The organism is Halomonas sp. TH-94, from assembly GCF_057473365.1.
This window is the reverse complement of record NZ_JBYCKL010000059.1, coordinates 51278-73079: the sequence shown is the minus strand read 5'-3', so window position 1 is coordinate 73079 and position 21802 is coordinate 51278. Positions and strand designations below refer to the sequence as shown.

The window sequence follows — 21802 nt, the reverse complement described above, 5'->3', positions numbered from 1 at the left end:
CGGCCTGGATCGCCATGCGCCCTGCCACGGTGCTCATGGGAGCCAGCAGCGGCAGGCCGCCCTGACGGTCGGTGACGGTTTCGTAGGCGATGCAGGTGGCCCCGCTCGTCATCAGGCCGCGAGTAAGCGTTTCCTCGGCAGCCAGGTGCAGATAGGTAAACAGCGTCTGCCCGCGGGAGAGACGTGCCACTTCATCCGCCTGGGGCTCCTTGACCTTGAGGATCATCTCGGCCTCGGCCCAGAGGGTGTCCACGTTCCCGTCGAGCCGGGCGCCCGCTGCCTCGTAGTCGGCATCGGAGAAGCCCGCGCCTTCGCCGGCGCCCACCTGAACGGCCACCGAATGGCCCCGCGTCGCCAGCTCCCGTGCCCCCGTAGGAGTCAGGGCGACGCGATATTCATGATTCTTGATTTCCTTCGGCACGGCGATCTTCATGGGGCACCTCTTGGGCGTTTATTTCGCGTTGTTCGGTATACGACAAGCGCATTACAGCACAGGAAGTCGAAACATGAAGCCTGGGAAAAGAAGAACGGCAATAACCCACAAAAAGTGAATTTCTGTCAGAAAATTATCTTTTCCCAGCAAAAGATTGGCGAAAGATCCCCATCGTCACTCTTCGCTGAGGGCACCGCCATATACCTTCACGTATTCATCCGGCAATCGCCGCGGCCGCCCCGAGGAGAGTTCGATGCAGGCAAAGCGGGTGCGTGCCCGCAGCAGGGTGCGGCCATCGGCGGGCCGTAGCAGTTGGAAGCGCCGGGTCAGGGTCAGGCGGCCATCGCAACCGACGATCCAGGTGGCTAGGGCAAGGCGCTCCCCCAGAAAGGCCGGCGCCAGGTAGTCGAGCTCATGCCGATGTACGGCCATGGCCCGGTCCAGTTCACGATAGCGGGCCAGATCCAGGCCCAGATGTTCCGAGTGGGCCCAGCTCACCTGCTCGACCCAGCGCAGATACTCGGTGTTGTTGGCGTGGCCGTACTCGTCGATGGCCGAGGCGCCTACTTCCAGTTCGATGACGAACGGATCGGGAAGATCCCACTCCAGTGACATGGTGCTCTCCGTGCGGGTTCTCTCATGACGGATTCAGGCTTTCGTCGTGCCGCAACGCCAGCAGGTATCGAAGACACCTTCCAGCGTTTCGCCGCAGTTCGGGCAGTGCCAGCCCGGCATTTCGCCGGGACCAGCCATGGCTGCGTGAATCAATGCCTCGGCATGCTCGCGGTTGTGCGGTGCCACCCACACCTCGGGCTCGCACTCACCCAGCGGCAGCTCACCCGCACCTCCGCCCAGCACCATGTTGCGCAGCTCCACGGGGATGTCCGCCGCGGCCAGCACGTTGCGTACGTGACTGACCAGCAGCGCATTGGAGTGAGCGAAGACGCGTACATAGCCGCTCATTTCAATCCCGGAAGACGCGGACGCCCAGAGCTTTGAGATAGGACGTCTCCGGAATTGCCGGATGCACCGGGTGGTCGGCCGCCTGGTGGCCCTGATAAACGATCTGTCCGTGGCGGTCCTGGTGACGTACCGCACCGCGCACCACCTCCACCAGCCGCTCGGGGGCCAGGTGCATGGAACAGGAGGCGGAAAGCAGCAGACCGTCGCGCCCCAGCAGACGCATGGCCTCTCGGTTGAGCCTGGCGTAAGCGCGCTCACCGTTGGGGATATCCTTGCGCTTCTTGATGAAGGCGGGGGGATCGAGAATCACCACGTCGAACTGCTCACCGTCGGCCTTGAGCGCAGCGAGGGCCTCGAAGGCATCGGCCTCGCCTACCGCGACCTGCTCGTGAAGGCCGTTCAGGGCCGCGTTCTCGGCTACTCGCTCCAGGGCCTGGGCGCTCGAGTCGATGCACAGCACCTCGCGGGCGCCGTTGGCTGCGGCCTGCACACCCCAGCCGCCGACGTAGCTGAACATGTCCAGTACGCGCTTACCGGCGACCAGGCCGTTGAGCCAGGCGCGGTTGGCGCGGTGGTCGAAGAACCAGCCGGTCTTCTGGCCATCCACTACCGGCACATGGAAGCGTACCCCGTTCTCCTCCATCAGCACCGGGCCGTCGAGCTCGCCCTTGGCCACGGTGACCTGACGCTCGAGCTGCTCCTGGCGACGCCCTGACGAATCGTTCTTGAACACGATGACGCGCGGCGCAAGCACCTTGTCCAGCGCAGCGACGACCTCTTCGGCCAAGCGCTCCATGCCCAGGGTGTTGAGCTGCACCACCAGCACGTCGTCGAAGCGGTCGATCACGAGCCCCGGCAACAGATCGCCCTCACCGTGCACCAGTCGGTAGAACGGCTTGGCATAGAGGCGCTGACGCAGCGAAAGGGCCTGGTTGAAGCGGTGCACCAGCAGCGAGCGGTCAAGACGCATCTCAGGGTCGCGCGACACCACTCGCGCACAGATCAGCGAGTTGGGATTGACGTAGGCCACCCCCATCGCCTTGCCGTTGGCGGCCTCGACGACGACCTGAGCCCCCGGCTCCAAGCCCTTGAGCGGTGTGACCTCGATGTCCACCTCGTTGGAGTAGAGCCACAGATGGCCGGCCTTGAGGCGGCGGTCGGCGTTCTTCTTTAGGCGCAGGGTCTGGGTCATGGTTCGTCTCGTGGAATGAAGATCATTTTTGGCAGGCGGGACAGAAAACGCTGGCCCGCTGGCCCAGCGTCACCAGCCGCAGCTCGCCGTGGCAGCGCCGACAGCCCTGGCCGTGGCGGCCGTACACGTTCAGCTGCTGTTTGAAGTAGCCCGGTTCACCGGTGCCACTGACGAAATCGCGCAGGGTGGTGCCACCCTGGTTGATGGCAGCGGCAAGCACCTCCCGAATGGCCGCAGCCAGGTGCTCGTAGCGCTCGCGGGAGATGCGGCCGGCAGCCCGGCGTGGGTCGATACCGGCCAGGAACAGAGCCTCGCTGGCGTAGATATTGCCCACGCCCACGACTACCGCGTTATTCATCAAAAACGGTTTGACCGCCATGCGGCGCCCCCGTGAGAGCCGGTAGAGACGTTCGCCGTCAAAGGCGTCTGACAGTGGCTCGGGCCCCAGGTTCGACAGCCGCGGATCGAGCTCGGCACTGGCGGCCAGCCAATCGACGAAGCCGAAGCGACGCGGATCGTGGTAGCGAAGGATGGCGCCGTCGTCGAACACCAGATCGATATGGTCATGTTTCTTGGGTAGATCGCCCAGCCGGGCGATACGCAGGCTACCCGACATGCCCAGATGCCAGATCAGGCTACCCTCAGACCCGCCTTCGAAGGGCACCAGCAGGTACTTGGCGCGGCGTGTCAGGGTGCCGATGCGCGAGCCTACCAGGCGTTCGATCAAATCGTCGGGCACCGGCACGCGCAGGCGCGGCTGGCGTACGATCGCCTCGACGATCTCGCGTCCCTCCACGTGGGGAGCGATACCGCGTCGGGTGGTCTCGACTTCAGGTAGCTCGGGCATGGCGAGAAATATCCGGGAAATAGATACGCCTGAACCCGGCATTCACCGGGTTCAGGAGGACAGGTCTTGTTACCTGCGGCTGGAAACCGTCAAGTCGCCGTGGACGTGCACCGCATGGGCAGACGTCCGACCGGCTTACTTGATCTTGGCTTCCTTGTACATCACGTGCTTGCGGACGACCGGATCGAATTTCTTGAATTCGAGCTTGTCGGGGGTGTTCCGCTTGTTCTTGTCGGTGGTGTAGAAGTGGCCGGTACCGGCACTGGACACCAACTTGATCTTGTCACGCATGACTGCTTACTCCCTGATCTGGTCGCTTAGACGGCTTCGCCGCGCTTGCGAATGTCGCTGAGCACCGCGTCGATGCCCTTCTTGTCGATGATGCGCATACCCTTGGAGGAGACCCGCAGCTTGACGAAGCGGTTCTCGGACTCCACCCAGAAGCGATGGGTGTGCAGGTTCGGCAAGAAGCGACGACGGGTCTTGCGCTGGGAGTGTGAAACGTTATTACCAGTTACCGGACGCTTGCCGGTAACCTGACATACTTTGGACATGGGAGCCTCCAACCGCTTGGCCAGGTGGTCAAACCTGAGTGTTCAAAACCTGTCGGGCAAACCGGGAACGACCCCGTTGTCATTTGACCCAAGGGAATTCAAAGGCTGCACTTTATAGCAGAGTGCACCCCTACAGGCAACAAGTAGCCGCGTATTCTACACCCCTTGCCCCCTATCCCCGCAAGCTTTCATGAGCAGTCGCACTTCCACCACAAGCACCAGCGAACCGAGCGCAGCCGGTTTCTCACCTAAAGCCAGCCTCGCTCGGCGAAGGACACCACCTCCCCGTCGCCGACGACGAAGTGATCCAGCACGCGGATTTCGAACAGGCCCAGCGCCTCGCGCAGGCGATCGGTGATGCGGCGGTCGGCATCCGAGGGCTCGGCCACGCCCGAGGGGTGGTTGTGGGCGAAGATGATCGCGCCGGCCCCCAGCTCCAGCGCACGGCGCGCCACCTCGCGAGGGTAGACCGAGGCGCTGTCCAGGGTGCCGCGAAACAGCGACTCGAAGCGAATCACCCGGTGCTGGGTGTCGAGGAACAGTGCGGCGAACTCCTCATGGCCCAGGTGGCGCAGCTGTGAAGCCAGGTAGGCGCGTACCAGGGTGGGCGAGGTCAAGGCGTTACCGCGGGCGAGCTGTGCCGCCAGGTGGCGCTTGGAAAGCTCAAGAGTGGCCTGGAGCTGTACGAACTTGGCCATGCCCAGACCGCGCTCCGCACAGAACCGCGTCTGGTCGGCTTCCAGCAGTTGGCGCAGCCCCCCGAATGCCGTGAGCAGATCGCGAGCGAGGTCCACCGCCGAGCGCCCCGCCACACCGACGCGAAGAAAGATCGCCAGCAGCTCGGCATCGGATAGCGCCTCGGCCCCCAGCGCCAGCAGCTTTTCCCTCGGGCGCTCGCCCTCGGGCCAGTCGCGAATCGACATTCCCTGTCTCCTTGCTACGCTTCCTTGATTAGGTAATGCCGTCATTGTAACCGACCTTCACCAAAGGCTGCGGCTGCGCAACTTCAACGGCAGTGGTAAGGTAGGCGGTCGGATTTCAGTTCAGGAAATCGCCATGACGAGGCTGTCCGCCAATCGGCTCGCCGGCCGGCGCATTCTGCTCGGCATCAGTGCCGGCATCGCCGCCTACAAGAGCGCCCAGCTCGCCCGCCTGCTCAAGCAGGCGGGCTGCGAAGTACGCGTGGTGATGACCGCGGGAGCCCAGGCCTTCATCACTCCCCTGACGCTGCAGGCGCTGACCGGCGAGCCGGTACGCACCTCGCTGCTCGACCCCGAAGCCGAAGCCGGCATGGGGCATATCGAGCTGGCCCGCTGGGCGGACGTCATCCTGATCGCCCCCGCCACCGCCGACCTCATGGCGCGCCTGGCACAGGGCATGGCCGACGACCTGCTCACCACCTTGTGCCTGGCCAGCGAAGCCGAGAGGTTGATGGCTCCGGCCATGAACCAGGCCATGTGGCGACACCCCGCCACGCAGCGCAACGCCGCCCGCCTGAACCAGGACGGCTGGCGTCTGCTGGGTCCCGCCAGCGGCGATCAGGCCTGCGGCGATGTCGGCCCCGGGCGAATGCTCGAGCCGGAAGAGATCGTCGCAGCGCTTATCGAGCAACCCGCCGAAGCCGCGCTACCGGAGTCACCGACGCAGGCTTTGCCTGCCCAGGGCCGGCATATCGTGATTACCGCCGGCCCGACCCGTGAGCCCCTTGACCCGGTGCGTTACCTTTCGAACCACAGCTCGGGAAAGATGGGGTTTGCGCTGGCCGCCGCCGCCGTGGAGCTCGGCGCACGCGTCTCGCTGATCAGCGGCCCGGTGAACTTGGCCACCCCCGAAGGCGTGACTCGCATCGATGTTGAGACGGCCCTTCAGATGCACGAGGCGAGCCGTCGTCTCGCTGCCGACAGCGACATCTTCATCGGCTGCGCCGCGGTGGCCGACTACCGCGCCGAGGCAACCGCCGAACACAAGATCAAGAAGACCGAGGGTGAGGACGCCCTGACGCTCAGGCTGATCAAGAACCCGGACATCATTGCCGCTGTCGCCGACATGCGCGATGCGGCAGGCGGGCATCCCCTGGTGGTAGGCTTCGCCGCGGAGACCCGCGACCTGGAAACCTATGCCCACGACAAGCTGATACGCAAGCGGCTGGACATGATCGTCGCCAATGACGTGTCGGCCGCAGGCCTCGGCTTCGGCGCCGATGACAACGCAGCTCTGTTGATCTGGCGCGACGGTGAAGCCGAAGGTGGCGAAACCCTACCGCCACAGCCCAAGCTCCAGCTTGCCAGAGCCGTTCTCGAGCAGGCGTTGAGTCGCCTGGCCTCACAGCCCATACCCTGACACGAACCCAGCCAACAGCGAACCCGACGGAACGACAATGCCCGAGTCCCAGCAAGCCAGTCAGACCACACGACCGCGCCTGGAGGTCAAGCTCCTCGACGAGCGACTGCGCGACTACATGCCCCGCTACGCTACCCTTGGGTCCGCCGGCATGGATCTGCGCGCCCTGCTCGATGCACCCTTGACCCTGGAGCCCGGGCAATGCGAGCTGGTCCGCACCGGGCTTGCCATCCATATCGCCGACCCGGGGCTTGCCGGCCTGATCCTGCCGCGCTCGGGCCTGGGCCACAAGCACGGCATCGTGCTGGGCAACCTCGTGGGGCTGATCGATTCGGACTACCAGGGCGAGCTGATGATCTCGACCTGGAACCGCGGCGACACCTCCTTCGTCCTGGAGCCCTTCGAGCGCCTCGCCCAGTATGTCCTGGTGCCGGTGGTACAAGCCGAATTCGACATCGTCGACGGCTTCGAGGCCAGCCTGCGCGGCGAAGGCGGCTTCGGCAGCTCGGGACGCCACTGACATACGAGACACCCCTGCCGATCAGCCCAAGGAGCGGGACCGCCCGGCAGGGTCTACGCAACCTGGCACATGAATTCACACCTGTCTGACAAGGAACCGCTATGAGCCAAGTCAAGAACAGCACCGTACCGGCCTCTATTTTCCGCGCCTACGACATCCGCGGTATCGTCGACGATACCCTGACCGAGGCGACCGTGGAGATGATCGGCCGGGCCATCGGCTCGGAAGCCGCGGCCCGCAACGAATCCACCGTCGTGGTGGCCCGCGACGGTCGACTCTCCGGCCCGCGACTCAGCGAAGCGCTGATGCGCGGCCTGAACGCTGCCGGGCGCGACGTAATCGACATCGGCATGGTGCCCACGCCGGTGCTCTATTTCGCCACTCACGTGCTCGAAGGCACCGCCTCGGGGGTGATGGTCACCGGCAGCCACAACCCGCCGGACTACAACGGCTTCAAGATCGTGCTGGGCGGCGAGACGCTTTCCGGCGAGGCTATCACGGCGCTCTATCGGCGCATCGAGTCGGGGGATCTGACCGAGGGTCAGGGCAGCGTACGCCAGGAGGACGTGCGTGACGCCTACCTCGAGCGCATCGTCGGCGACGTCAAGCTGGAGCGCCCGCTCAAGGCGGTGGTCGATTGCGGCAACGGCGTGGCCGGCGAACTGGGCCCCAAGCTGATCGAGATGCTCGGCGCCGAGACCGTACCGCTGTTCGCCGAGATCGATGGCAACTTCCCCAACCATCACCCCGATCCCGGCAAGCTCGAGAACCTGCAGGACGTGATCCGCGAGGTGCAAGCAACCGGTGCCGACATCGGCCTGGCCTTTGACGGCGACGGCGACCGCCTCGGCGTGGTCACGCCGAGCGGCAAGCTGATCTACCCGGACCACCTGATGATGGCCTTTGCCGAGGACATGCTCTCGCGCAACCCCGGCGCCCGGGTGATCTTCGACGTCAAGTGCACCGGCAACCTGGCTGGCGTCGTCGAGCGGGCCGGCGGCACACCGGAAATGTGGCGCACCGGCCACTCGCTGATCAAGGCGCGCATGAAGGAGACCGGCGCCCAGCTCGCCGGCGAGATGAGCGGCCACATCTTCTTCCAGGAGCGCTGGTACGGCTTCGACGACGGCATCTACGGCGCCGCCCGGCTGCTCGAGATCCTGTCCAAGCAGGACGAGGATGCCGACGCCTTCTTCGCCCGCTATCCGCAGGACATCGGCACGCCCGAGATCAACGTCCACGTGACCGACGAGAACAAGTTCGACCTGGTGGCCAAGCTGGCCCGCGAGGGGGATTTCGGTGACGATGGCGTCAAGACCACCCTCGACGGCATCCGCGTCGACTACCCGGACGGCTGGGGGCTGTGTCGCGCCTCAAACACCACGCCGGTACTGGTGCTGCGCTTCGAGGGCAAGAGCGACGCGGCCCTCGACCGCATACGTAAGCAGTTCGCCGACGCCCTCCAGAAGGTCGACCCGGCGCTGACGCTGCCAAGCTGACGGCAGCGCTTCGTTCATTAAGGAAGGACCATGACCGAAACGACTCGTGACCCGCGCCTGGTAGTGGAAGTGCTGTCCGAGGCACTTCCCTACATCCAGCGCTTTTCCGGCAAGACCGTGGTCGTCAAGTACGGCGGCAACGCCATGACCGAAGACACCCTGATCGACTCCTTCGCCCGTAACATGGTGCTGATGAAGGAGGTGGGCATCAATCCGGTAGTGGTACACGGCGGTGGACCGCAGATCGGCGACCTGCTGGCCAAGCTGAAGATCGAGTCGCGCTTCGTCAATGGCATGCGCGTCACCGATTCGCAGACCATGGACGTGGTGGAGATGGTTCTCGGCGGTCTGGTCAACAAGGGCATCGTCAACCTCATCAATCAGTGCGGCGGCAAGGCCATTGGCCTTACCGGCAAGGACGGTGCCCAGATCCGCGCGCGCCAGCTCAAGGTCGAGCACAAGACGCCGGAGATGACCGCCCCCGAGATCATCGACATCGGCCACGTGGGTGAAGTCGAGCATGTCTCCACGGAACTGATCGAGATGCTCGCCGAGCGAGATTTCATTCCCGTGATCGCGCCCATCGGCGTCGATGCCAAGGGCAACAGTTACAACATCAACGCCGATCTGGTGGCTGGCAAGGTGGCCGAGGCGCTGGGGGCCGAGAAGTTGATGCTGCTGACCAACGTGGCCGGCCTGATGAATGCCGAAGGCGAAGTGCTCACCGGCCTGACCACCGCCCAGGTGGATGCTCTCATCGCCGACGGCACCATCCATGGTGGTATGCTGCCCAAGATCCGCTGCGCCCTGGAAGCCGTCAAAGGCGGCGTACGCAGCGCCCATATCATCGATGGTCGTGTACCCCACGCCACATTGCTGGAGATATTCACCAACGCGGGGGTCGGCACCCTGATCACCGATGCCGACCGCCTAGGGAACGACAACGCCTGAACGGTCCTCCGCCCGCCATCACCGGGCGGATGCCGCTGGCCATGAATAACAGAAGACAAACTCAAAAATGACGCAGGCTACACAGATGACCAGCCGGCGCGAGCAGATCCTGCAGGCGCTCGCCCAGATGCTGGAAGAAGATAGCGGCAAGCGCATCACCATCGCGGCGCTGGCGCGCCAGGTGGGGGTCTCCGAAGCCGCTCTCTACCGCCACTTCCCGAGCAAGGCACGCATGTTCGAGGGGCTTATCTCGTTCATCGAGGAGACCCTGTTCGAGCGCATCACTCGCATTCTCGAGGAGGTCCACGAGGCCGTGCCACGCTGCGGGCAGATTCTCATCCTGATACTGGCCTTTGCCGAGAAGAACCCGGGGCTCTCTCGCCTGCTCGAAGGCGATGTGTTGACCGGTGAGACCGCCCGGCTACGGCTACGTATCCATCAGCTCTTCGAGCGCGTGGAGACCCAGCTCAAGCAGGTCCTGCGCGAAGCCGAGCTGCGCGAGCGACGCCGCACCGTGCTGCCGGTATCGGCCACCGCCAACCTGCTGATGGCCGTAGCCGAGGGACGCATCTCGCAGTACGTGCGCAGCGACTTCCAGCGCCGCCCCACCGAACACTGGGACGACCAGTGGGCGCTGCTGTCGGCTCAGTTGATGCGTGAGCCCGTGACCCGCATCGCCTGAGCGCCGAACCGCGACGCAAAAAGCCCCGGCCTTCGTCAGGCCGGGGCTTTCTCGGGATTGGCAGAACGACTAGCGATCAGGCGGCCAGGGCATCGCCCAACTGCTGACGAATCTTCTTCATGGCATTCTTCTCGAGCTGGCGAATACGCTCGGCGGAAACGCCATAGACATCGGCCAGCTCATGCAGCGTGGCCTTGTCGTCGGCCAGCCAGCGCTGCTGCAGGATGTCGCGCGAACGTTCGTCCAGCGCTTCCAGTGCGAGCTTGAGACGACGGTTGGCATCGTCCTCCCAGTCGCTGTCCTCGAGCTGCACAGCGGGGTCTGAGCCGTCATCGTCGAGGTAATGGACCGGCGCCTGGTAGCTGGAATCCTCGTCTTCGTTCGGCGATCCATCAAAGCCGGCATCGTGAGCTGCCAGACGCCCTTCCATCTCGCGAACCACCTCGGGCTTGACGTCAAGATCCCGGGCGATGGCGTCGACCTCGTCGTTGTTGAGCCAGGCCAGGCGCTTCTTGGCGCTGCGCAGATTGAAGAACAGCTTGCGCTGAGCCTTGGTGGTGGCGATCTTGACGATGCGCCAGTTACGCAGCACGAACTCGTGAATCTCGGCCTTGATCCAATGGACCGCGAAGGAAACCAGTCGCACGCCCTGATTGGGGTCGAAGCGCTTGACGGCCTTCATCAGGCCCACGTTGCCCTCCTGGATCAGGTCGGCCTGGGGAAGGCCATACCCGGAGTAGCTGCGCGCGATGTGCACGACGAAGCGCAGATGCGACAGCACCAGGCGACGCGCCGCCTCCAAATCGCCTTCGTCGTGAAGGCGAAAGGCGAGTTCGCGCTCTTCCTCGGCGGTCAGCATGGGAATGCCGTTGACCGCCTGGATGTACCCGTTGAGGTCATGTCCCGGTGAGAGCTGCCCCACCGGCAGAAGACTGGTGCTCATTGCAGGTTGTCTCCCTGAAAACCTATATACAGTAAACCCGTTACAGTAAACCCGAATGTACTATGGCAACCGCTGGATTGGACGGCTAATGTTCGATTTCGTTCCCTGGCCGACGCAGCCGTAACTCCATGGCGCCTCATCTCGGCCGAACCTCCGCAAGATGGCGACTCACGGCGATCCAGGCACCCAGCCAGCCCAATAGTGTACTGCACAACAGCAGCGTTGCCGAGCCCTCCGGCCCCAGACGAGGCAGGGTGAAGGTAGCGCCGTAGCTGGCCGCCAGCGCACTGACCGGCATCGTCAGCCACTGATTGCCCAGCGCCAGCAGCCCCCAGGCGAGCAGGCCGCCACCCAGGCCGTACCAGGCACCGCTGTAGAGAAAAGGCCGCCGCACGAAGCCATGAGTAGCGCCAATCAGCATCACCACCTCGATTTCCTGGCGACGACTCTCCACTGCCAGGCGAATGGTATTGCCCACCACCAGCAGGACGCCCAGACCGAACAGCACCGCCAGGGCCAGGGCCAGGCGGCTGCCCAGCTCGGCCAGATGGCGAAGCCGCTCGAGCCAGGCCAGGTCGAGGCGCACCTCGTCGACACCGCTCAGCGCCTCGAGCTCGGAGCCAAGCTGGCGCACGGCTTCGGGCGCAGGATCGAGCGGTACCACGACGATGCTGGCCGGCAGAGGATTGTCCTCGAGCCGACCCAGCGCGTCGGCCAGCCCCAGCGCCTGCTGGAATTCAGCCATACCCTCGGCGGCGCTGACCAGCCGGGTGCGCGCCACGCTTTCATGGGCCGCCACTGCCTCGTCTATGCGACCGGCCTGGGACTCGCCGATGGCGTGATCCAGGTAGACGGTCAGCGTGGCACTCTCTTCGAGCTCGGCGTCGAGCAGCCGCGCGCTGTCCAACGCCAACCAAAGTGCAGCCGGCAACACCAGCGCAATGGCGATGGCAAGCATGGTGAGCAAACTGGCGATGGGAGCCCGCAGCAATCGATTGGCGCTGTCCAGGCACATGGCACGATGATGGCGCAGCCAACCGCGGAAACGGCTCGAGGAGCGTGTCCGCTGGCTGCGTGCACCGCGCGGCGGCGCGGGCGGTTGGCGACGGCTCGTGCCGCCCGTACGAGGCTGACGGCTCATGCCGCCTCCTCATCGGCCACCAGACGGCCCTCGCGCAGACGCAGCACCCGGTGACGCAGGCGAGCGATCAGCGCCAGGTCGTGGCTGGCGATCATCACCGTGGTACCGATACGGTTGAAGTCCTCGAAAAGTGCCATGATGTCTGCCGAGAGCTGCGGATCGAGGTTGCCGGTGGGCTCATCGGCCAGCAGCAGTGAAGGCTTGTTGACCACTGCCCGGGCGATACCCACCCGCTGCTGTTCGCCGCCGGAGAGTTCGACGGGCAGCGCCTTTTCGCGATGCAGCAGGCCCACCTTGTCCAGTGCGGCCCGTACTCGGCGCGCAGCCTCGCGCGGGTCGAAGCCACGAATTTCCAGCGGCAGTGCCACGTTGTGAAAAATCGAGCGGTCCAGCAATAGCTGGTGATCCTGGAACACCACCCCGATCTGGCGTCGGTAGAAAGGCACCTGACTGGGGTGAAGACGACCGATGTCATGCCCCGCTACGAGTATCCGCCCACGGGTCGGGCGCTCGAGCAGCATGATCAGACGCAGCAGCGAACTCTTGCCGGCGCCTGAATGCCCGGTGAGAAAGACCATCTCGCCGCGCTGTACGCTGAAATCGATGTTGGCCAGCGCCTCGAAACGCCCGCCGTAGCGTTTCCCCACGTGCTCGAAGAGGATCATGACGAGGCGGCGTCTCCCTCATCGCCCTGATCGAAGAGCGCGTCGACGAAATCGCGGGCCTCGAAGGGGCGCAGGTCATCCAGGCCCTCACCGACGCCGATGAAGCGAATCGGCGTGCCGAGCTGCTTGGCCAGAGCGAAGATGATGCCGCCCTTGGCGGTGCCGTCGAGCTTGGTCAGGGTGATGCCGGTGACCGGCACCGCCTCGTTGAAGGTACTGGCCTGAGACAGCGCGTTCTGGCCGGTGCCGGCGTCGAGCACCAGCATGACTTCGTGAGGCGCCCCGCCATCGAGCTTGCCCATCACCCGGTGCACCTTCTTGAGCTCCTCCATGAGGTGCCCCTTGTTGTGCAGCCGCCCGGCGGTATCGGCGATCAATATATCGACCTTGCGCGCCTTGGCTGCCGCGACGGCGTCATAGATCACCGAAGCGCTGTCGGCACCGGTGTGCTGGGCAATGACCGGCACTCGGTTGCGCTCACCCCACACCTTGAGCTGCTCCACCGCCGCGGCGCGGAAGGTATCGCCAGCAGCCAGCATCACGCTGCGCCCCTCGCGCTGGAAACGCTGGGTGAGCTTGCCAATGGTGGTGGTCTTGCCCACGCCATTGACGCCCACGACCAGTATGACAAAGGGGCCTTCGCCCTTGGGCGGCAGCGACAGCGGCGTGGCCACGGCGTCGAGCATGGTGGCAAGCTCGTCCTGCAGTGCGCGATAGAGCGCCTGGGGGTCCTTGAGCTCCTTGCGCGAGACGCGCTCGGTCAAGCGGTCGATGATTTCGGTGGTCGCTTCGATGCCCACATCGGCCATCAGCAGCTGGGTTTCGAGGTCCTCGATCAGCTCGTCGTCGATCTGCTTCTTGCCCAGGAACAGGCCGGCGATGCCCTCGGTGAGGTTGGCGCGGGTCTTGCCCAGCCCCGAGCGGATACGCGCAAACCAGCCCTGCTTCTCGGCGACGGGTTTTTCCTGCAGCGGCGTGCGAACGGGCTCGGGCTCGGGCTCGGGCTCGGGCTCGGACTGAGTGTCGGCGGGCTGGGAAACCGGGGCCAGGGCTTCTTCGCGCAGCACGGCGTTCTCTTCTTCCTGGTCGACCCCATCGATCGCTTCGGTTCGCTCACGCGCCTCATCCGCCGCAGGCCCTGCCATGGCGCGCGCCTCGGGGCTCGGGGCCTCGACGACATCAGGCTCGGCGGGAGCGGTTTCGCGGCCGTGCTGCCTGGACGCCACCTCATCCGGCGATTCGTCCCGCTCGACAGGCTCCTCCCGCGTTGCCGATTTCTCGGGCGGTGCCGACGGCTGATCCTTCGGGTCGTCTTGCTGCTGGTCCTGCTGCTTCTTGCGCTTGAAAAAACCGAACATGGGGGAATTCAGCCTCACGGGTGAATGATCGCTACATCCTAACACTGCGCATCATGACTGTGGACAAGCCGACGGGTACAATTCGCCACCATGACCCGACGCCGCCCCTCATCCCGCTCCCGCCCTGACACCCACTCACCCAAGGGCAATGGCCGCCTGCGCATCATCGGCGGCGAGTTTCGTCGCCGCCTGCTGCCGGTACTCGACCGCCCCGGACTTCGCCCCACGCCCGACCGGGTCCGCGAGACATTGTTCAACTGGCTGGCCGCGGCCACGCCGGGCGCCCGGGCACTGGATCTGTTTGCCGGCACCGGGGCGCTGGGCCTGGAGGCGCTCTCCCGAGGGGCGACCGAGGCGCTGTTCGTAGAACGTGACCCGCAGGCGGCTATGGCGCTTGGCAATAATCTGCAAACCCTGGGCGCAGGCGATCGAGGCACGGTGCACATCGGCGACGCCCTTGCTCTCGTCGCCAGCGCTCCGACGGATACGCCTCCCTTCTCGCTGGTCTTTGTCGATCCCCCTTTTCGCCAGGATCTGGCGGGGCTTTGCTGTGAGCGGCTGGAGCAGGGCTGGCTCACCGAGGATGCGTGGATTTATCTGGAGACCGAAACGGGCCTCGAAGTAGATATCCCGGAGCGCTGGTCGCTGCACCGCGAAGTACGTGCCGGCGACAGCACCGGCCGGCTCTACCGACGCCAGGTGAGTCCCGCCGCCTGAGAGCCGCGTCGCCGTTCGGCTACGCTTGCCGAGCCTCGGCCCTCGGCGTTACGCTGCGCAACGGATTCAGTGCGGGCAGGCGCCCGCCCCGGCAGGACATATTTCAGGAGAACACGATGAGCACCGAACTCTTCAACCGGCTCGAACAGAAAGTGGCCAGTGCCGTCGAGGCCCTGGAGTTGCTGAAGATGGAGGCGGAGGAGCTGCGCGAGGAAAATAGCCGTCTGAAACAGGAACGCGAAGAGTGGGAGCGTCGCCTGACCGCACTGCTGGGCAAGTTCGACGAAGTGGATGCCGAGAGAAGCTGAGCTCTCCCGCACGCGCCTAATCCTCTAGAGCCGACGCGACATCAGGACGGCATCTTCCCTGTTCGCGTCGGCTGTGTCGTTCAAGGGCGGATAATAGCCGCGCCGCCGCCCGTCCTCATCGAAACCGGCACGCCGATATAACCCGATGGCAGCCGCATTGCTCGCCCGCACTTCGAGCAGCAGCCTCTCGCTGTCCCAGCGCCGACTCTGGTCGATCACTGCCTCCAGCAACCTCAGCGCCAGTCCGCGACGGCGCATGGTGGTGGTAACCAGCATCGCCTGCAGCTCCGCTTCGAAAGGTAGCCGGACCACCACGGCGTGCCCCACCAGCGTACCCTCCAGCTCGGCACCGAAGACGCTGCTGTCGGCATCCTCAAGCGTCGCCGACAGCTGTCCGGACGACCAAGGCCATGGCTGCTGTCGCTCCAGCTCCTGCAGCTGCTGCAGATCTGCGGGTGACAGCAGCCGTATGCCGACCTCACCCATCGCTCTCGCCAGGAGCCGACCAGGCCCGCCGCCATTCCAGCAAGGTGGACCACAGGTCGCGCTTGGCCTCGGCGCTTCGAGCCAGCCCGCCCAGGGAAGGCCCCTGCCAACAGGGCAGGCCCAGCCATTCGACACTCTCTTGCGGCGCCCCCACCAGCCGTTCCAACGTGGGCTCCTGACCGAAGATCAGCACGCGCTCAGGCGACCACCCGCGCCGCCGGGTGCCTTCGATGAAGGCCCGCAGGCCCTCGCGCGCCTCTTCCAGCGGCGCCTCGGCCGACAGGCCCTCCATCGGCGGCCAGCGAAACGGCTCGAAGTCCAGCGGCTGGAGCACATCGAGCGCTGCCGCCTTCAGCAGATTGGCCAACAGCTCGGCCTGAGCGGGTTCCGGCGGCGTCTGCTGCGGCACGAATATCAGCCAGCGGCCGGCAAGGCAGGTCACCTGTAGCATGAAGCGCAGAGGCTCCTGCGCTTCGCCCACCTTCGCGGCGTCCTGAGCGCTACTGCTGCTCGCATCCCCACTCGTCGCTGTCACCTCAACCGGCGATTCGTTGGCCTCGCCCTCGGGCTCGATGCCCAAGAGTTGGCGGGCACGCCGAGGCGGCCTTGCGCGTGGGGTCTCTATGGCCGGTGGTGGCGCAGGGGCCTGGCGTTGAGCGGCTTCGGTCTCGTCCAGCAGCGCATGCAGGCGCTCCGCAGGTGGCGAGGGCGCCGGACGTTCGGGAAGGCTCCACTCGCAGGCTTCACTCTCCTTGGCGTTGGGCAGCCGATAGCGGGCCACCCAGGCCGTCAACCCCATCGCCTCGAGATACTGCAGGCGCTGTGGCTCTGTGGTCACGCGCCGGCACCGCGGCAGTCGGGCGAGTCGGGGCGCGCTTCACCGCGGGCGGCCCACTCCTGCGGCGTGTAGAGGTGCAGGGCCAGGGCATGTACCGGTCCGGCCAGCTCATCGGCCAGCAGCGCATAAATGCGCTGGTGCCGCTTCACCGGCATCAGCCCCCGGAAGTGCTCGGAAACCAGCGTGACCTTGAAATGCGTTTCGGAGTTGGCCGGCACGGCATGGCGATGGCTCTCGTTCTCCACCGTCACAAAGGTGGGCTCGAGGGCCTGCAGCTTCTCTTCGATGACCGCCTGAATGCTCATGTGGGCTCCTCGATCATGGGTATGGCGTCATTGTACTCGCTTGCTCGTTGACTGCACCCCCGCGGGGGACTTGCCGGCCGCCCCTGCCTGGGCGGCGCCAGCCGATGACATCCGCGCCAGACTGGCCACCAGAGCGAGCAGGCAAGCCAGGCAGCCGACCCACAGGGTGACCTGGACCGGCGCGTTGGCCGCCATGAAGGCGCCCACCAGTGCCACACCGAGAGACTGCCCTACGGTCCGCGTGGTGCTCAGCACGCCCGAGGCGCTGGTGCTCAATTCGCGCGGTGCACTGGTCATCATTTCGCGATTGTTGGGCGGCTGGAACAGACCGAAGCCGATGCCGCACAGCGCCGTGCGCCAGAGGCTGTCGGTCAGGCCTGCATCCATGGGTAGCACTGCCAATGAAGCCAGCCCCAACATCAGCAGCACCAGCCCCAGGCTTGCCATGACGCTGGGATTGATGCGATCGGCCAAGCGCCCCGCAATGGGTCCGACCAGCATGATGGCCAACGGCCAGGGCGTGAACAGCCAGGCGGTGTGCAGCGGCGAAAACCCCATCTCCTGCTGATAGAGAAAGGAGAGCGCAACGAAGGCGAGCCCCTGACCGACGAAAGCCAGCCCCGAAGCGGATACCGCCAGGCGAAAGCGTGCCACCCGAAACAGCGCCGGGGGCAGCAGAGGGTGGCTGGCGCGGCGCTGGCGACGCAGGAAGAGATAGCCGACCACGACGCTGAGTGTGAGCCAGGCAATGGCCTGCCACAGCGGTGCGCCATGGGCCAACGTGTCCATAGCCATGAAGAAGCTGCCGAGCATGATGACCGACCCCAGGGCGCCGCGACCGTCGAAACCGCCACGGCGCCCCTTCTCCCGGGGCAGTGCACGCCACGCCAGCCACAGCGAGACGACCCCCAGCGGCAGGTGCAGGGCAAACAGCCAAGGCCAATCCGCTACCGACAGTACCAGTCCGCCCAGTGCCGGGCCGGCCGCGTAGCCGCCCGCCACCACCAGCGCGGAGAGCCCCAGCGCGCTACCCAGCAGCCGCGTGGGGAAGATCGAGCGATAGAGCGCGGGGCCGATGGAGAGCGTGGCCGCCGCGCCCAGCCCCTGCAGGGCGCGAAATACCAGCAGCCACTCCAGGCTGCGCGAAAGCGCCGCACCCAGCGAGGCGAATACGAACAGCGCCAGACCTGCCACGTAGAGCCGGCGGCGGCTGACCATTTCACTGAAGGAGGCACACACCAGCAGGAAGGCGGCGCAGACGATCTGGTAGAGGTTGGTGACCCACACTGCCCGGGCATCCGATATCTCCAGGTCACGCGCAATGGAAGGCAGCGCGATGTTGACCATGGTGACGTCGACCACCGCCATCAGCGTGCCCAGGATCAGCGCCAGTACCGCCAGTCGTCGCTCGGGTCCCGGCAGGCCGTCATCGCCGGGTCGGGTAGTGAAGAGTCGGCTCATCCTGTTTCCATTACTGCGGGAGCGTAACGAGAAAACCGGCCGCAGCCGGTTCTCGAAGATCAACGAAGGAAGCGGATCAGTCTTGATCGGTTTCCAATAGCAGCGAATCGTCGACCTCGGAGATTTCCAACGCCGTCTCGTCGTCCAGATCGATGGCGAGATAGCTGTGCTCGATCTGCACGAAACGCTGGAAGAGCGCCCAGTCCAGGGCTTCGGGCCACTGCCGCTCATCCTCTTCCCAGGCGCGCAACTCGGTTTCGAGAATCTCCAGGTAGCGCTCCCGCACGAAGGCTTCCAGCGCCTCCGGCGTGTCCATCTCGGGAATCAGATAGACCGTGCTTTCACGCTCGACGTCGTCCAGGGTGAGGTCGTCGTCCCCCATGGTGGGTTCAAGGGCATTGATCCAGTCCACGAAGTGCCGGGTCGGCCTGACGCTCAGGGCGGAGCGGTTGAGCAGTTTCATCGCGGTCTCCTCGACGTCGAAACGGTGATCATTATGGGCGCTAGCGCCGCCGCTTACCAATACTTCCGCCGGTTGGCAGAGAAGCCCGGGCTTGATCTGTCAGAAGAGGTAACGCGACGGGGGAATGCCGGAGAGGAGGTCCGGCGCCATGGATGGCGCCGGTAGCTCCCAGGGATGGGCTCGGTGCGCCTCCTCGAAGGCATGTCCCCCGTCGCTTCAGCGGCTTGCCTGGCCGAAGCGCAGCCCCTTCATTCCACCTCAGGACGCATGGCCGGGAACAGCAAAACATCCCGGATCGAGGCGCTGTCGGTGAACAGCATCACCAGACGATCGATACCGATGCCTTCGCCGGCAGTGGGCGGCATACCGTACTCCAGCGCGCGTACGTAGTCGGCATCGTAGTACATCGCCTCCAGATCGCCGGCATCCTTCTCCGCCGCCTGGGCGCGGAAACGCTCAGCCTGATCCTCGGCGTCGTTGAGCTCCGAGAAGCCGTTGGCGATCTCGCGGCCGCCGACGAAGAACTCGAAGCGCTCGGTAACGAACGGATCGCGGTCGTTGCGCCGCGCCAGCGGGCTCACCTCGGTGGGGTAGTCGGTGATGAAGGTCGGATCCTTCAGGCGATGTTCGACGGTCTTCTCGAAGATCTCGATCTGAATCTTGCCCAGGCCCCAACCATCCTTGACGTCGATGTCCAGACGCTCGGCGATCTGCCGCGCGGCGGCCTCGTCGGAAAGCGCCTCGGCGTGGATGTCCGGGTTGAATTCGAGGATCGAGTCGAACACGCTGATGCGCTTCAGCGGCTTGCCGAAGTCGTACTCGAAGCTCTCGAGTATCTCGCCCTCGGCATTGCGTACGGTATTGACCACGGTGGTGGTCCCCAGCACCTTGAGCGAGATGGAGCGCAGCATCTCTTCTGTAAGGTCCATCAGGTCATGATGGTTGGCATGGGCCTGATAGAACTCGACCATGGTGAACTCGGGGTTGTGGCGCGTCGACAGCCCCTCGTTGCGGAAGTTGCGGTTGATCTCGAAGACCTTCTCGAAGCCGCCCACCACCAGGCGCTTGAGGTAGAGCTCCGGCGCGATGCGCAGGAACATGTCGATATCCAGCGCGTTGTGGTGGGTGATGAAGGGCCGCGCCGTGGCACCGCCGGGAATCGGCTGCAGCATGGGGGTCTCCACCTCCATGAAGCCGCGCTCCTCGAAGAAGCGACGCATGGCGCTGATCACCCCGGCGCGGGTTTCGAACACCTTGCGCGAATCGGGATTCATGATCAGGTCGACGTAGCGCTGGCGATAGCGCGCCTCCAGGTCGGTCAAGCCGTGGAACTTGTCAGGCAGCGGGCGCAGGCTCTTGGTCAAGAGCTTGGCCTCTTCCATCATCACGTAGAGGTCGCCCTTGCCCGACTTGTGCACCGGGCCACGGCCGGCCACGATGTCGCCGATGTCCCACCCCTTGATCTCCTCGAGCAGCTCTTCCGGGAGGCCCTTCTTGTCGACGTAAAGCTGTATCACCCCGCTGGGATCCTGGATCACCAGGAACGGTCCGCGCTTGCGCATGATGCGTCCGGCCACCGCTGCCGGTCGGTTCAGCGCCTCCAGTTCCAGCTTGTCCTTGTCGCCCAGTTCGGCAATCAGTTCGGCCGCCAGGCTGTCGCGGCGAAAATCGTTGGGGAAGGCGCTGCCGCCGATGGCAGCGGCGCGCTCACGCCGTGCCGCCAGCTTGGCCCGACGCTCGGCGATCAGGCGGTTCTCGTCGATCTGGGGGCTATCCGGGGAAGAGCTCTGATTTGCCATCTCGCTACCTGTTAGCAGTCACAATTGCGGTGTAGTAAACGCGGCTCGATCCGCGCGAGCGCAGCAGGCTATAGCCCTTGTTTCAAGCTGGCTTCGATGAAGGCGTCCAGGTCGCCATCCAGCACCCGGTCGCAGTTGCTCGTCTGCACGCCGGTACGCAGGTCCTTGATGCGCTGGTCATCGAGCACGTAGGAGCGGATCTGGCTGCCCCAGCCGATGTCGGACTTGGCATCCTCCGCCTCCTGCTTGGCGGCATTGCGCTTCTGCATCTCGTGTTCCCACAGCTTCGCCTTGAGCTGTTTCATGGCGAAATCGCGGTTGGCGTGCTGGCTGCGCTGGCTCTGGCAGGCCACCACGATACCGGTGGGCTCGTGGGTGATACGTACCGCCGAATCGGTGGTGTTGACGTGCTGGCCACCCGCGCCGCTGGAGCGATAGGTGTCGGTACGCAGATCCGCCGGATTGATCTCGACCTCGAAGTTGTCGTCCACCTCGGGTGACAGGAACACTGAAGCGAAGGAGGTGTGGCGGCGGCCGCCGGAGTCGAACGGGCTCTTGCGTACCAGGCGATGCACGCCGGTCTCGGTGCGCAGCCAGCCGAAGGCGTGATCGCCCTGCACGTGAATGGTGGCCGATTTGATGCCCGCCACTTCACCCGCCGACACCTCGACGATCTCGGTCTTGAAGCCGTGGTGCTCACACCAGCGCAGATACATGCGCAGCAGCATGTTGGCCCAGTCCTGGGCCTCGGTGCCGCCGGAGCCGGCCTGGATGTCGAGATAGGCGTTGTTGGCATCCATCTCGCCGGAGAACATGCGCCGGAATTCGAGCTTGGCCAGGCTCTCCTGAAGCCCGTCGAGTTCCTTCTGCACTTCGGCGACGGTGTCCTCGTCCTCTTCCATCTCGGCCAGTTCGAGCAGGTCGCGGCTGTCCGCCAGGCCCTGGTCGAGCTGATCGATGGTCTCGACGATGACCTCCAGCGACGCGCGCTCCTTGCCGAGCTTCTGGGCGTAATCCGGGTCGTTCCAGACGTTCGGGTCTTCCAGCTCGCGGGAGACTTCCTCTAGCCGATCCTTGCGTTCGGCATAGTCAAAGATACCCCCTCAGGACGTCTGTCCGCTCGGACAGGTCCTTGATGAGGTTGTGAATGGGGTTGGTTTCCAGCATGGGCTCGCTCGCCTGATTCGCTAGGGGAAATCGGCCGCCACCCGAGGCGATGAGGCCCCTTCGGCATACGGCACGGAAAAGGCGCTTATTGTAGCGAACTTGCCCGGGAGGCGCATCCTCACCGAATGGCACTGTCAGCGATCGCTTACGCATTGCCTAGCTGAAGTCTC

The 21802-nt window shown here is 65.0% G+C and carries 25 protein-coding genes and 1 pseudogene; 7 read left to right on the top strand and 19 right to left on the bottom strand.

What is annotated here, in order from left to right; all coding sequences use genetic code 11:
• The 8 genes and pseudogenes from AC2VNO_RS11725 to radC all read right to left on the bottom strand — a co-directional run.
• Positions 1 to 433 (bottom strand): annotated as a pseudogene (locus AC2VNO_RS11725) (alanine dehydrogenase); the annotation flags it as partial.
• A gap of 174 nt (positions 434 to 607) precedes the next feature.
• Entirely contained in the window at positions 608 to 1042 is a 435-nt protein-coding gene (locus AC2VNO_RS11720; RefSeq protein WP_486934291.1) for an acyl-CoA thioesterase, read from the bottom strand.
• A gap of 39 nt (positions 1043 to 1081) precedes the next feature.
• Positions 1082 to 1396, bottom strand: a complete 315-nt coding sequence (locus AC2VNO_RS11715; protein ID WP_486934288.1) for a putative signal transducing protein — start codon at positions 1394 to 1396, stop codon at positions 1082 to 1084.
• Between the two features lies 1 nt (position 1397).
• On the bottom strand, positions 1398 to 2588 hold the full coding sequence (locus tag AC2VNO_RS11710; protein WP_486934287.1) for a class I SAM-dependent rRNA methyltransferase: 1191 nt from the start codon (positions 2586 to 2588) through the stop codon (positions 1398 to 1400).
• A 22-nt stretch (positions 2589 to 2610) separates the two neighbouring features.
• On the bottom strand, positions 2611 to 3435 hold the full coding sequence (mutM, locus tag AC2VNO_RS11705) for a bifunctional DNA-formamidopyrimidine glycosylase/DNA-(apurinic or apyrimidinic site) lyase (RefSeq protein ID WP_486934286.1): 825 nt from the start codon (positions 3433 to 3435) through the stop codon (positions 2611 to 2613).
• A 135-nt stretch (positions 3436 to 3570) separates the two neighbouring features.
• Positions 3571 to 3726, bottom strand: a complete 156-nt coding sequence (gene rpmG / locus AC2VNO_RS11700) for a 50S ribosomal protein L33 (protein ID WP_086509014.1) — start codon at positions 3724 to 3726, stop codon at positions 3571 to 3573.
• Positions 3727 to 3752: 26 nt separating this feature from the next.
• Complete coding sequence (gene rpmB / locus AC2VNO_RS11695; protein ID WP_010630182.1) at positions 3753 to 3989, bottom strand: 50S ribosomal protein L28; 237 nt, start codon at positions 3987 to 3989, stop codon at positions 3753 to 3755.
• A 248-nt stretch (positions 3990 to 4237) separates the two neighbouring features.
• Complete coding sequence (gene radC / locus AC2VNO_RS11690) at positions 4238 to 4912, bottom strand: RadC family protein (RefSeq protein ID WP_486934285.1); 675 nt, start codon at positions 4910 to 4912, stop codon at positions 4238 to 4240.
• Between the two features lie 133 nt (positions 4913 to 5045).
• On the opposite strand from radC, the gene coaBC reads away from it, so the two are divergent.
• The 5 genes from coaBC (at position 5046) to slmA (ending at position 9981) form a co-directional block, all read left to right on the top strand.
• Positions 5046 to 6329, top strand: a complete 1284-nt coding sequence (gene coaBC / locus AC2VNO_RS11685) for a bifunctional phosphopantothenoylcysteine decarboxylase/phosphopantothenate--cysteine ligase CoaBC (RefSeq protein WP_486934284.1) — start codon at positions 5046 to 5048, stop codon at positions 6327 to 6329.
• 37 nt (positions 6330 to 6366) lie between these two features.
• Complete coding sequence (dut, locus tag AC2VNO_RS11680) at positions 6367 to 6849, top strand: dUTP diphosphatase (protein ID WP_486934283.1); 483 nt, start codon at positions 6367 to 6369, stop codon at positions 6847 to 6849.
• A gap of 101 nt (positions 6850 to 6950) precedes the next feature.
• Positions 6951 to 8348 carry a phosphomannomutase/phosphoglucomutase gene (locus tag AC2VNO_RS11675; RefSeq protein WP_486934282.1) on the top strand — a complete coding sequence of 466 codons (1398 nt, stop codon included), beginning with the start codon at positions 6951 to 6953 and terminating at the stop codon, positions 8346 to 8348.
• A 30-nt stretch (positions 8349 to 8378) separates the two neighbouring features.
• Entirely contained in the window at positions 8379 to 9299 is a 921-nt protein-coding gene (gene argB, locus AC2VNO_RS11670) for an acetylglutamate kinase (protein WP_486934281.1), read from the top strand.
• Positions 9300 to 9366: 67 nt separating this feature from the next.
• Positions 9367 to 9981, top strand: coding sequence for a nucleoid occlusion factor SlmA (gene slmA, locus AC2VNO_RS11665; protein ID WP_486934280.1), 615 nt, complete (start codon positions 9367 to 9369; stop codon positions 9979 to 9981).
• A gap of 76 nt (positions 9982 to 10057) precedes the next feature.
• Here the strand turns inward: slmA and rpoH are convergent, their stop codons facing one another.
• From rpoH to ftsY, 4 genes are all read right to left on the bottom strand, one after another.
• Positions 10058 to 10924: an RNA polymerase sigma factor RpoH gene (gene rpoH / locus AC2VNO_RS11660; RefSeq protein WP_486934279.1), complete on the bottom strand. Its 867-nt coding sequence runs from the start codon at positions 10922 to 10924 to the stop codon at positions 10058 to 10060.
• 136 nt (positions 10925 to 11060) lie between these two features.
• Positions 11061 to 12065, bottom strand: a complete 1005-nt coding sequence (gene ftsX / locus AC2VNO_RS11655; RefSeq protein WP_486934278.1) for a permease-like cell division protein FtsX — start codon at positions 12063 to 12065, stop codon at positions 11061 to 11063.
• Positions 12062 to 12730 carry a cell division ATP-binding protein FtsE gene (gene ftsE, locus AC2VNO_RS11650; RefSeq protein WP_486934277.1) on the bottom strand — a complete coding sequence of 223 codons (669 nt, stop codon included), beginning with the start codon at positions 12728 to 12730 and terminating at the stop codon, positions 12062 to 12064. Before ftsE ends, ftsX begins: the two co-directional genes overlap by 4 nt.
• Entirely contained in the window at positions 12727 to 14088 is a 1362-nt protein-coding gene (gene ftsY, locus AC2VNO_RS11645) for a signal recognition particle-docking protein FtsY (RefSeq protein ID WP_486934276.1), read from the bottom strand. Before ftsY ends, ftsE begins: the two co-directional genes overlap by 4 nt.
• Before the next feature lie 90 nt (positions 14089 to 14178).
• Between ftsY and rsmD the strand changes: the two genes are divergently transcribed.
• Positions 14179 to 14805, top strand: a complete 627-nt coding sequence (gene rsmD / locus AC2VNO_RS11640; protein WP_486934275.1) for a 16S rRNA (guanine(966)-N(2))-methyltransferase RsmD — start codon at positions 14179 to 14181, stop codon at positions 14803 to 14805.
• Positions 14806 to 14921: 116 nt separating this feature from the next.
• Positions 14922 to 15113, top strand: a complete 192-nt coding sequence (locus tag AC2VNO_RS11635; RefSeq protein WP_486934274.1) for a cell division protein ZapB — start codon at positions 14922 to 14924, stop codon at positions 15111 to 15113.
• A 24-nt stretch (positions 15114 to 15137) separates the two neighbouring features.
• Here the strand turns inward: AC2VNO_RS11635 and rimI are convergent, their stop codons facing one another.
• The 7 genes from rimI to prfB form a co-directional block, all read right to left on the bottom strand.
• Entirely contained in the window at positions 15138 to 15599 is a 462-nt protein-coding gene (rimI, locus tag AC2VNO_RS11630; protein WP_486934273.1) for a ribosomal protein S18-alanine N-acetyltransferase, read from the bottom strand.
• Positions 15592 to 16437, bottom strand: coding sequence for a hypothetical protein (locus AC2VNO_RS11625; protein WP_486934272.1), 846 nt, complete (start codon positions 16435 to 16437; stop codon positions 15592 to 15594). The genes rimI and AC2VNO_RS11625 overlap by 8 nt, the downstream gene beginning before the upstream one ends.
• Entirely contained in the window at positions 16434 to 16742 is a 309-nt protein-coding gene (locus AC2VNO_RS11620; protein WP_486934271.1) for a BolA family protein, read from the bottom strand. Before AC2VNO_RS11620 ends, AC2VNO_RS11625 begins: the two co-directional genes overlap by 4 nt.
• 27 nt (positions 16743 to 16769) lie before the next feature.
• The gene (locus AC2VNO_RS11615) at positions 16770 to 18203 is read right to left on the bottom strand and encodes an MFS transporter (RefSeq protein ID WP_486934270.1); all 1434 of its coding nucleotides are present in this window, start codon (positions 18201 to 18203) and stop codon (positions 16770 to 16772) included.
• 76 nt (positions 18204 to 18279) lie between these two features.
• Complete coding sequence (locus AC2VNO_RS11610) at positions 18280 to 18666, bottom strand: hypothetical protein (RefSeq protein WP_486934269.1); 387 nt, start codon at positions 18664 to 18666, stop codon at positions 18280 to 18282.
• Positions 18667 to 18914: 248 nt separating this feature from the next.
• Positions 18915 to 20465 (bottom strand): lysine--tRNA ligase, encoded by a 1551-nt coding sequence (gene lysS, locus AC2VNO_RS11605; protein WP_486934268.1) that lies wholly within the window; start codon positions 20463 to 20465, stop codon positions 18915 to 18917.
• Between the two features lie 68 nt (positions 20466 to 20533).
• A protein-coding gene (gene prfB / locus AC2VNO_RS11600; protein ID WP_486934267.1) for a peptide chain release factor 2 occupies positions 20534 to 21632 on the bottom strand; the annotation gives its coding sequence in 2 pieces (ribosomal slippage) (positions 20534 to 21556 and positions 21558 to 21632; 1098 coding nt in all).
• Between the last annotated feature and the right edge of the window lie 170 nt (positions 21633 to 21802).

Coding starts and splice junctions, on each gene's coding strand:
- AC2VNO_RS11715 (WP_486934288.1), bottom strand. CDS start 1,396: ATGAGCGGCTATGTACGCGTCTTCGCTCACTCCAATGCGCTGCTGGTC.
- AC2VNO_RS11710 (WP_486934287.1), bottom strand. CDS start 2,588: ATGACCCAGACCCTGCGCCTAAAGAAGAACGCCGACCGCCGCCTCAAG.
- mutM (WP_486934286.1), bottom strand. CDS start 3,435: ATGCCCGAGCTACCTGAAGTCGAGACCACCCGACGCGGTATCGCTCCC.
- rpmG (WP_086509014.1), bottom strand. CDS start 3,726: ATGCGTGACAAGATCAAGTTGGTGTCCAGTGCCGGTACCGGCCACTTC.
- rpmB (WP_010630182.1), bottom strand. CDS start 3,989: ATGTCCAAAGTATGTCAGGTTACCGGCAAGCGTCCGGTAACTGGTAAT.
- radC (WP_486934285.1), bottom strand. CDS start 4,912: ATGTCGATTCGCGACTGGCCCGAGGGCGAGCGCCCGAGGGAAAAGCTG.
- coaBC (WP_486934284.1), top strand. CDS start 5,046: ATGACGAGGCTGTCCGCCAATCGGCTCGCCGGCCGGCGCATTCTGCTC.
- dut (WP_486934283.1), top strand. CDS start 6,367: ATGCCCGAGTCCCAGCAAGCCAGTCAGACCACACGACCGCGCCTGGAG.
- AC2VNO_RS11675 (WP_486934282.1), top strand. CDS start 6,951: ATGAGCCAAGTCAAGAACAGCACCGTACCGGCCTCTATTTTCCGCGCC.
- argB (WP_486934281.1), top strand. CDS start 8,379: ATGACCGAAACGACTCGTGACCCGCGCCTGGTAGTGGAAGTGCTGTCC.
- slmA (WP_486934280.1), top strand. CDS start 9,367: ATGACGCAGGCTACACAGATGACCAGCCGGCGCGAGCAGATCCTGCAG.
- rpoH (WP_486934279.1), bottom strand. CDS start 10,924: ATGAGCACCAGTCTTCTGCCGGTGGGGCAGCTCTCACCGGGACATGAC.
- ftsX (WP_486934278.1), bottom strand. CDS start 12,065: ATGAGCCGTCAGCCTCGTACGGGCGGCACGAGCCGTCGCCAACCGCCC.
- ftsE (WP_486934277.1), bottom strand. CDS start 12,730: ATGATCCTCTTCGAGCACGTGGGGAAACGCTACGGCGGGCGTTTCGAG.
- ftsY (WP_486934276.1), bottom strand. CDS start 14,088: ATGTTCGGTTTTTTCAAGCGCAAGAAGCAGCAGGACCAGCAGCAAGAC.
- rsmD (WP_486934275.1), top strand. CDS start 14,179: ATGACCCGACGCCGCCCCTCATCCCGCTCCCGCCCTGACACCCACTCA.
- AC2VNO_RS11635 (WP_486934274.1), top strand. CDS start 14,922: ATGAGCACCGAACTCTTCAACCGGCTCGAACAGAAAGTGGCCAGTGCC.
- rimI (WP_486934273.1), bottom strand. CDS start 15,599: ATGGGTGAGGTCGGCATACGGCTGCTGTCACCCGCAGATCTGCAGCAG.
- AC2VNO_RS11620 (WP_486934271.1), bottom strand. CDS start 16,742: ATGAGCATTCAGGCGGTCATCGAAGAGAAGCTGCAGGCCCTCGAGCCC.
- AC2VNO_RS11615 (WP_486934270.1), bottom strand. CDS start 18,203: ATGAGCCGACTCTTCACTACCCGACCCGGCGATGACGGCCTGCCGGGA.
- AC2VNO_RS11610 (WP_486934269.1), bottom strand. CDS start 18,666: ATGAAACTGCTCAACCGCTCCGCCCTGAGCGTCAGGCCGACCCGGCAC.
- lysS (WP_486934268.1), bottom strand. CDS start 20,465: ATGGCAAATCAGAGCTCTTCCCCGGATAGCCCCCAGATCGACGAGAAC.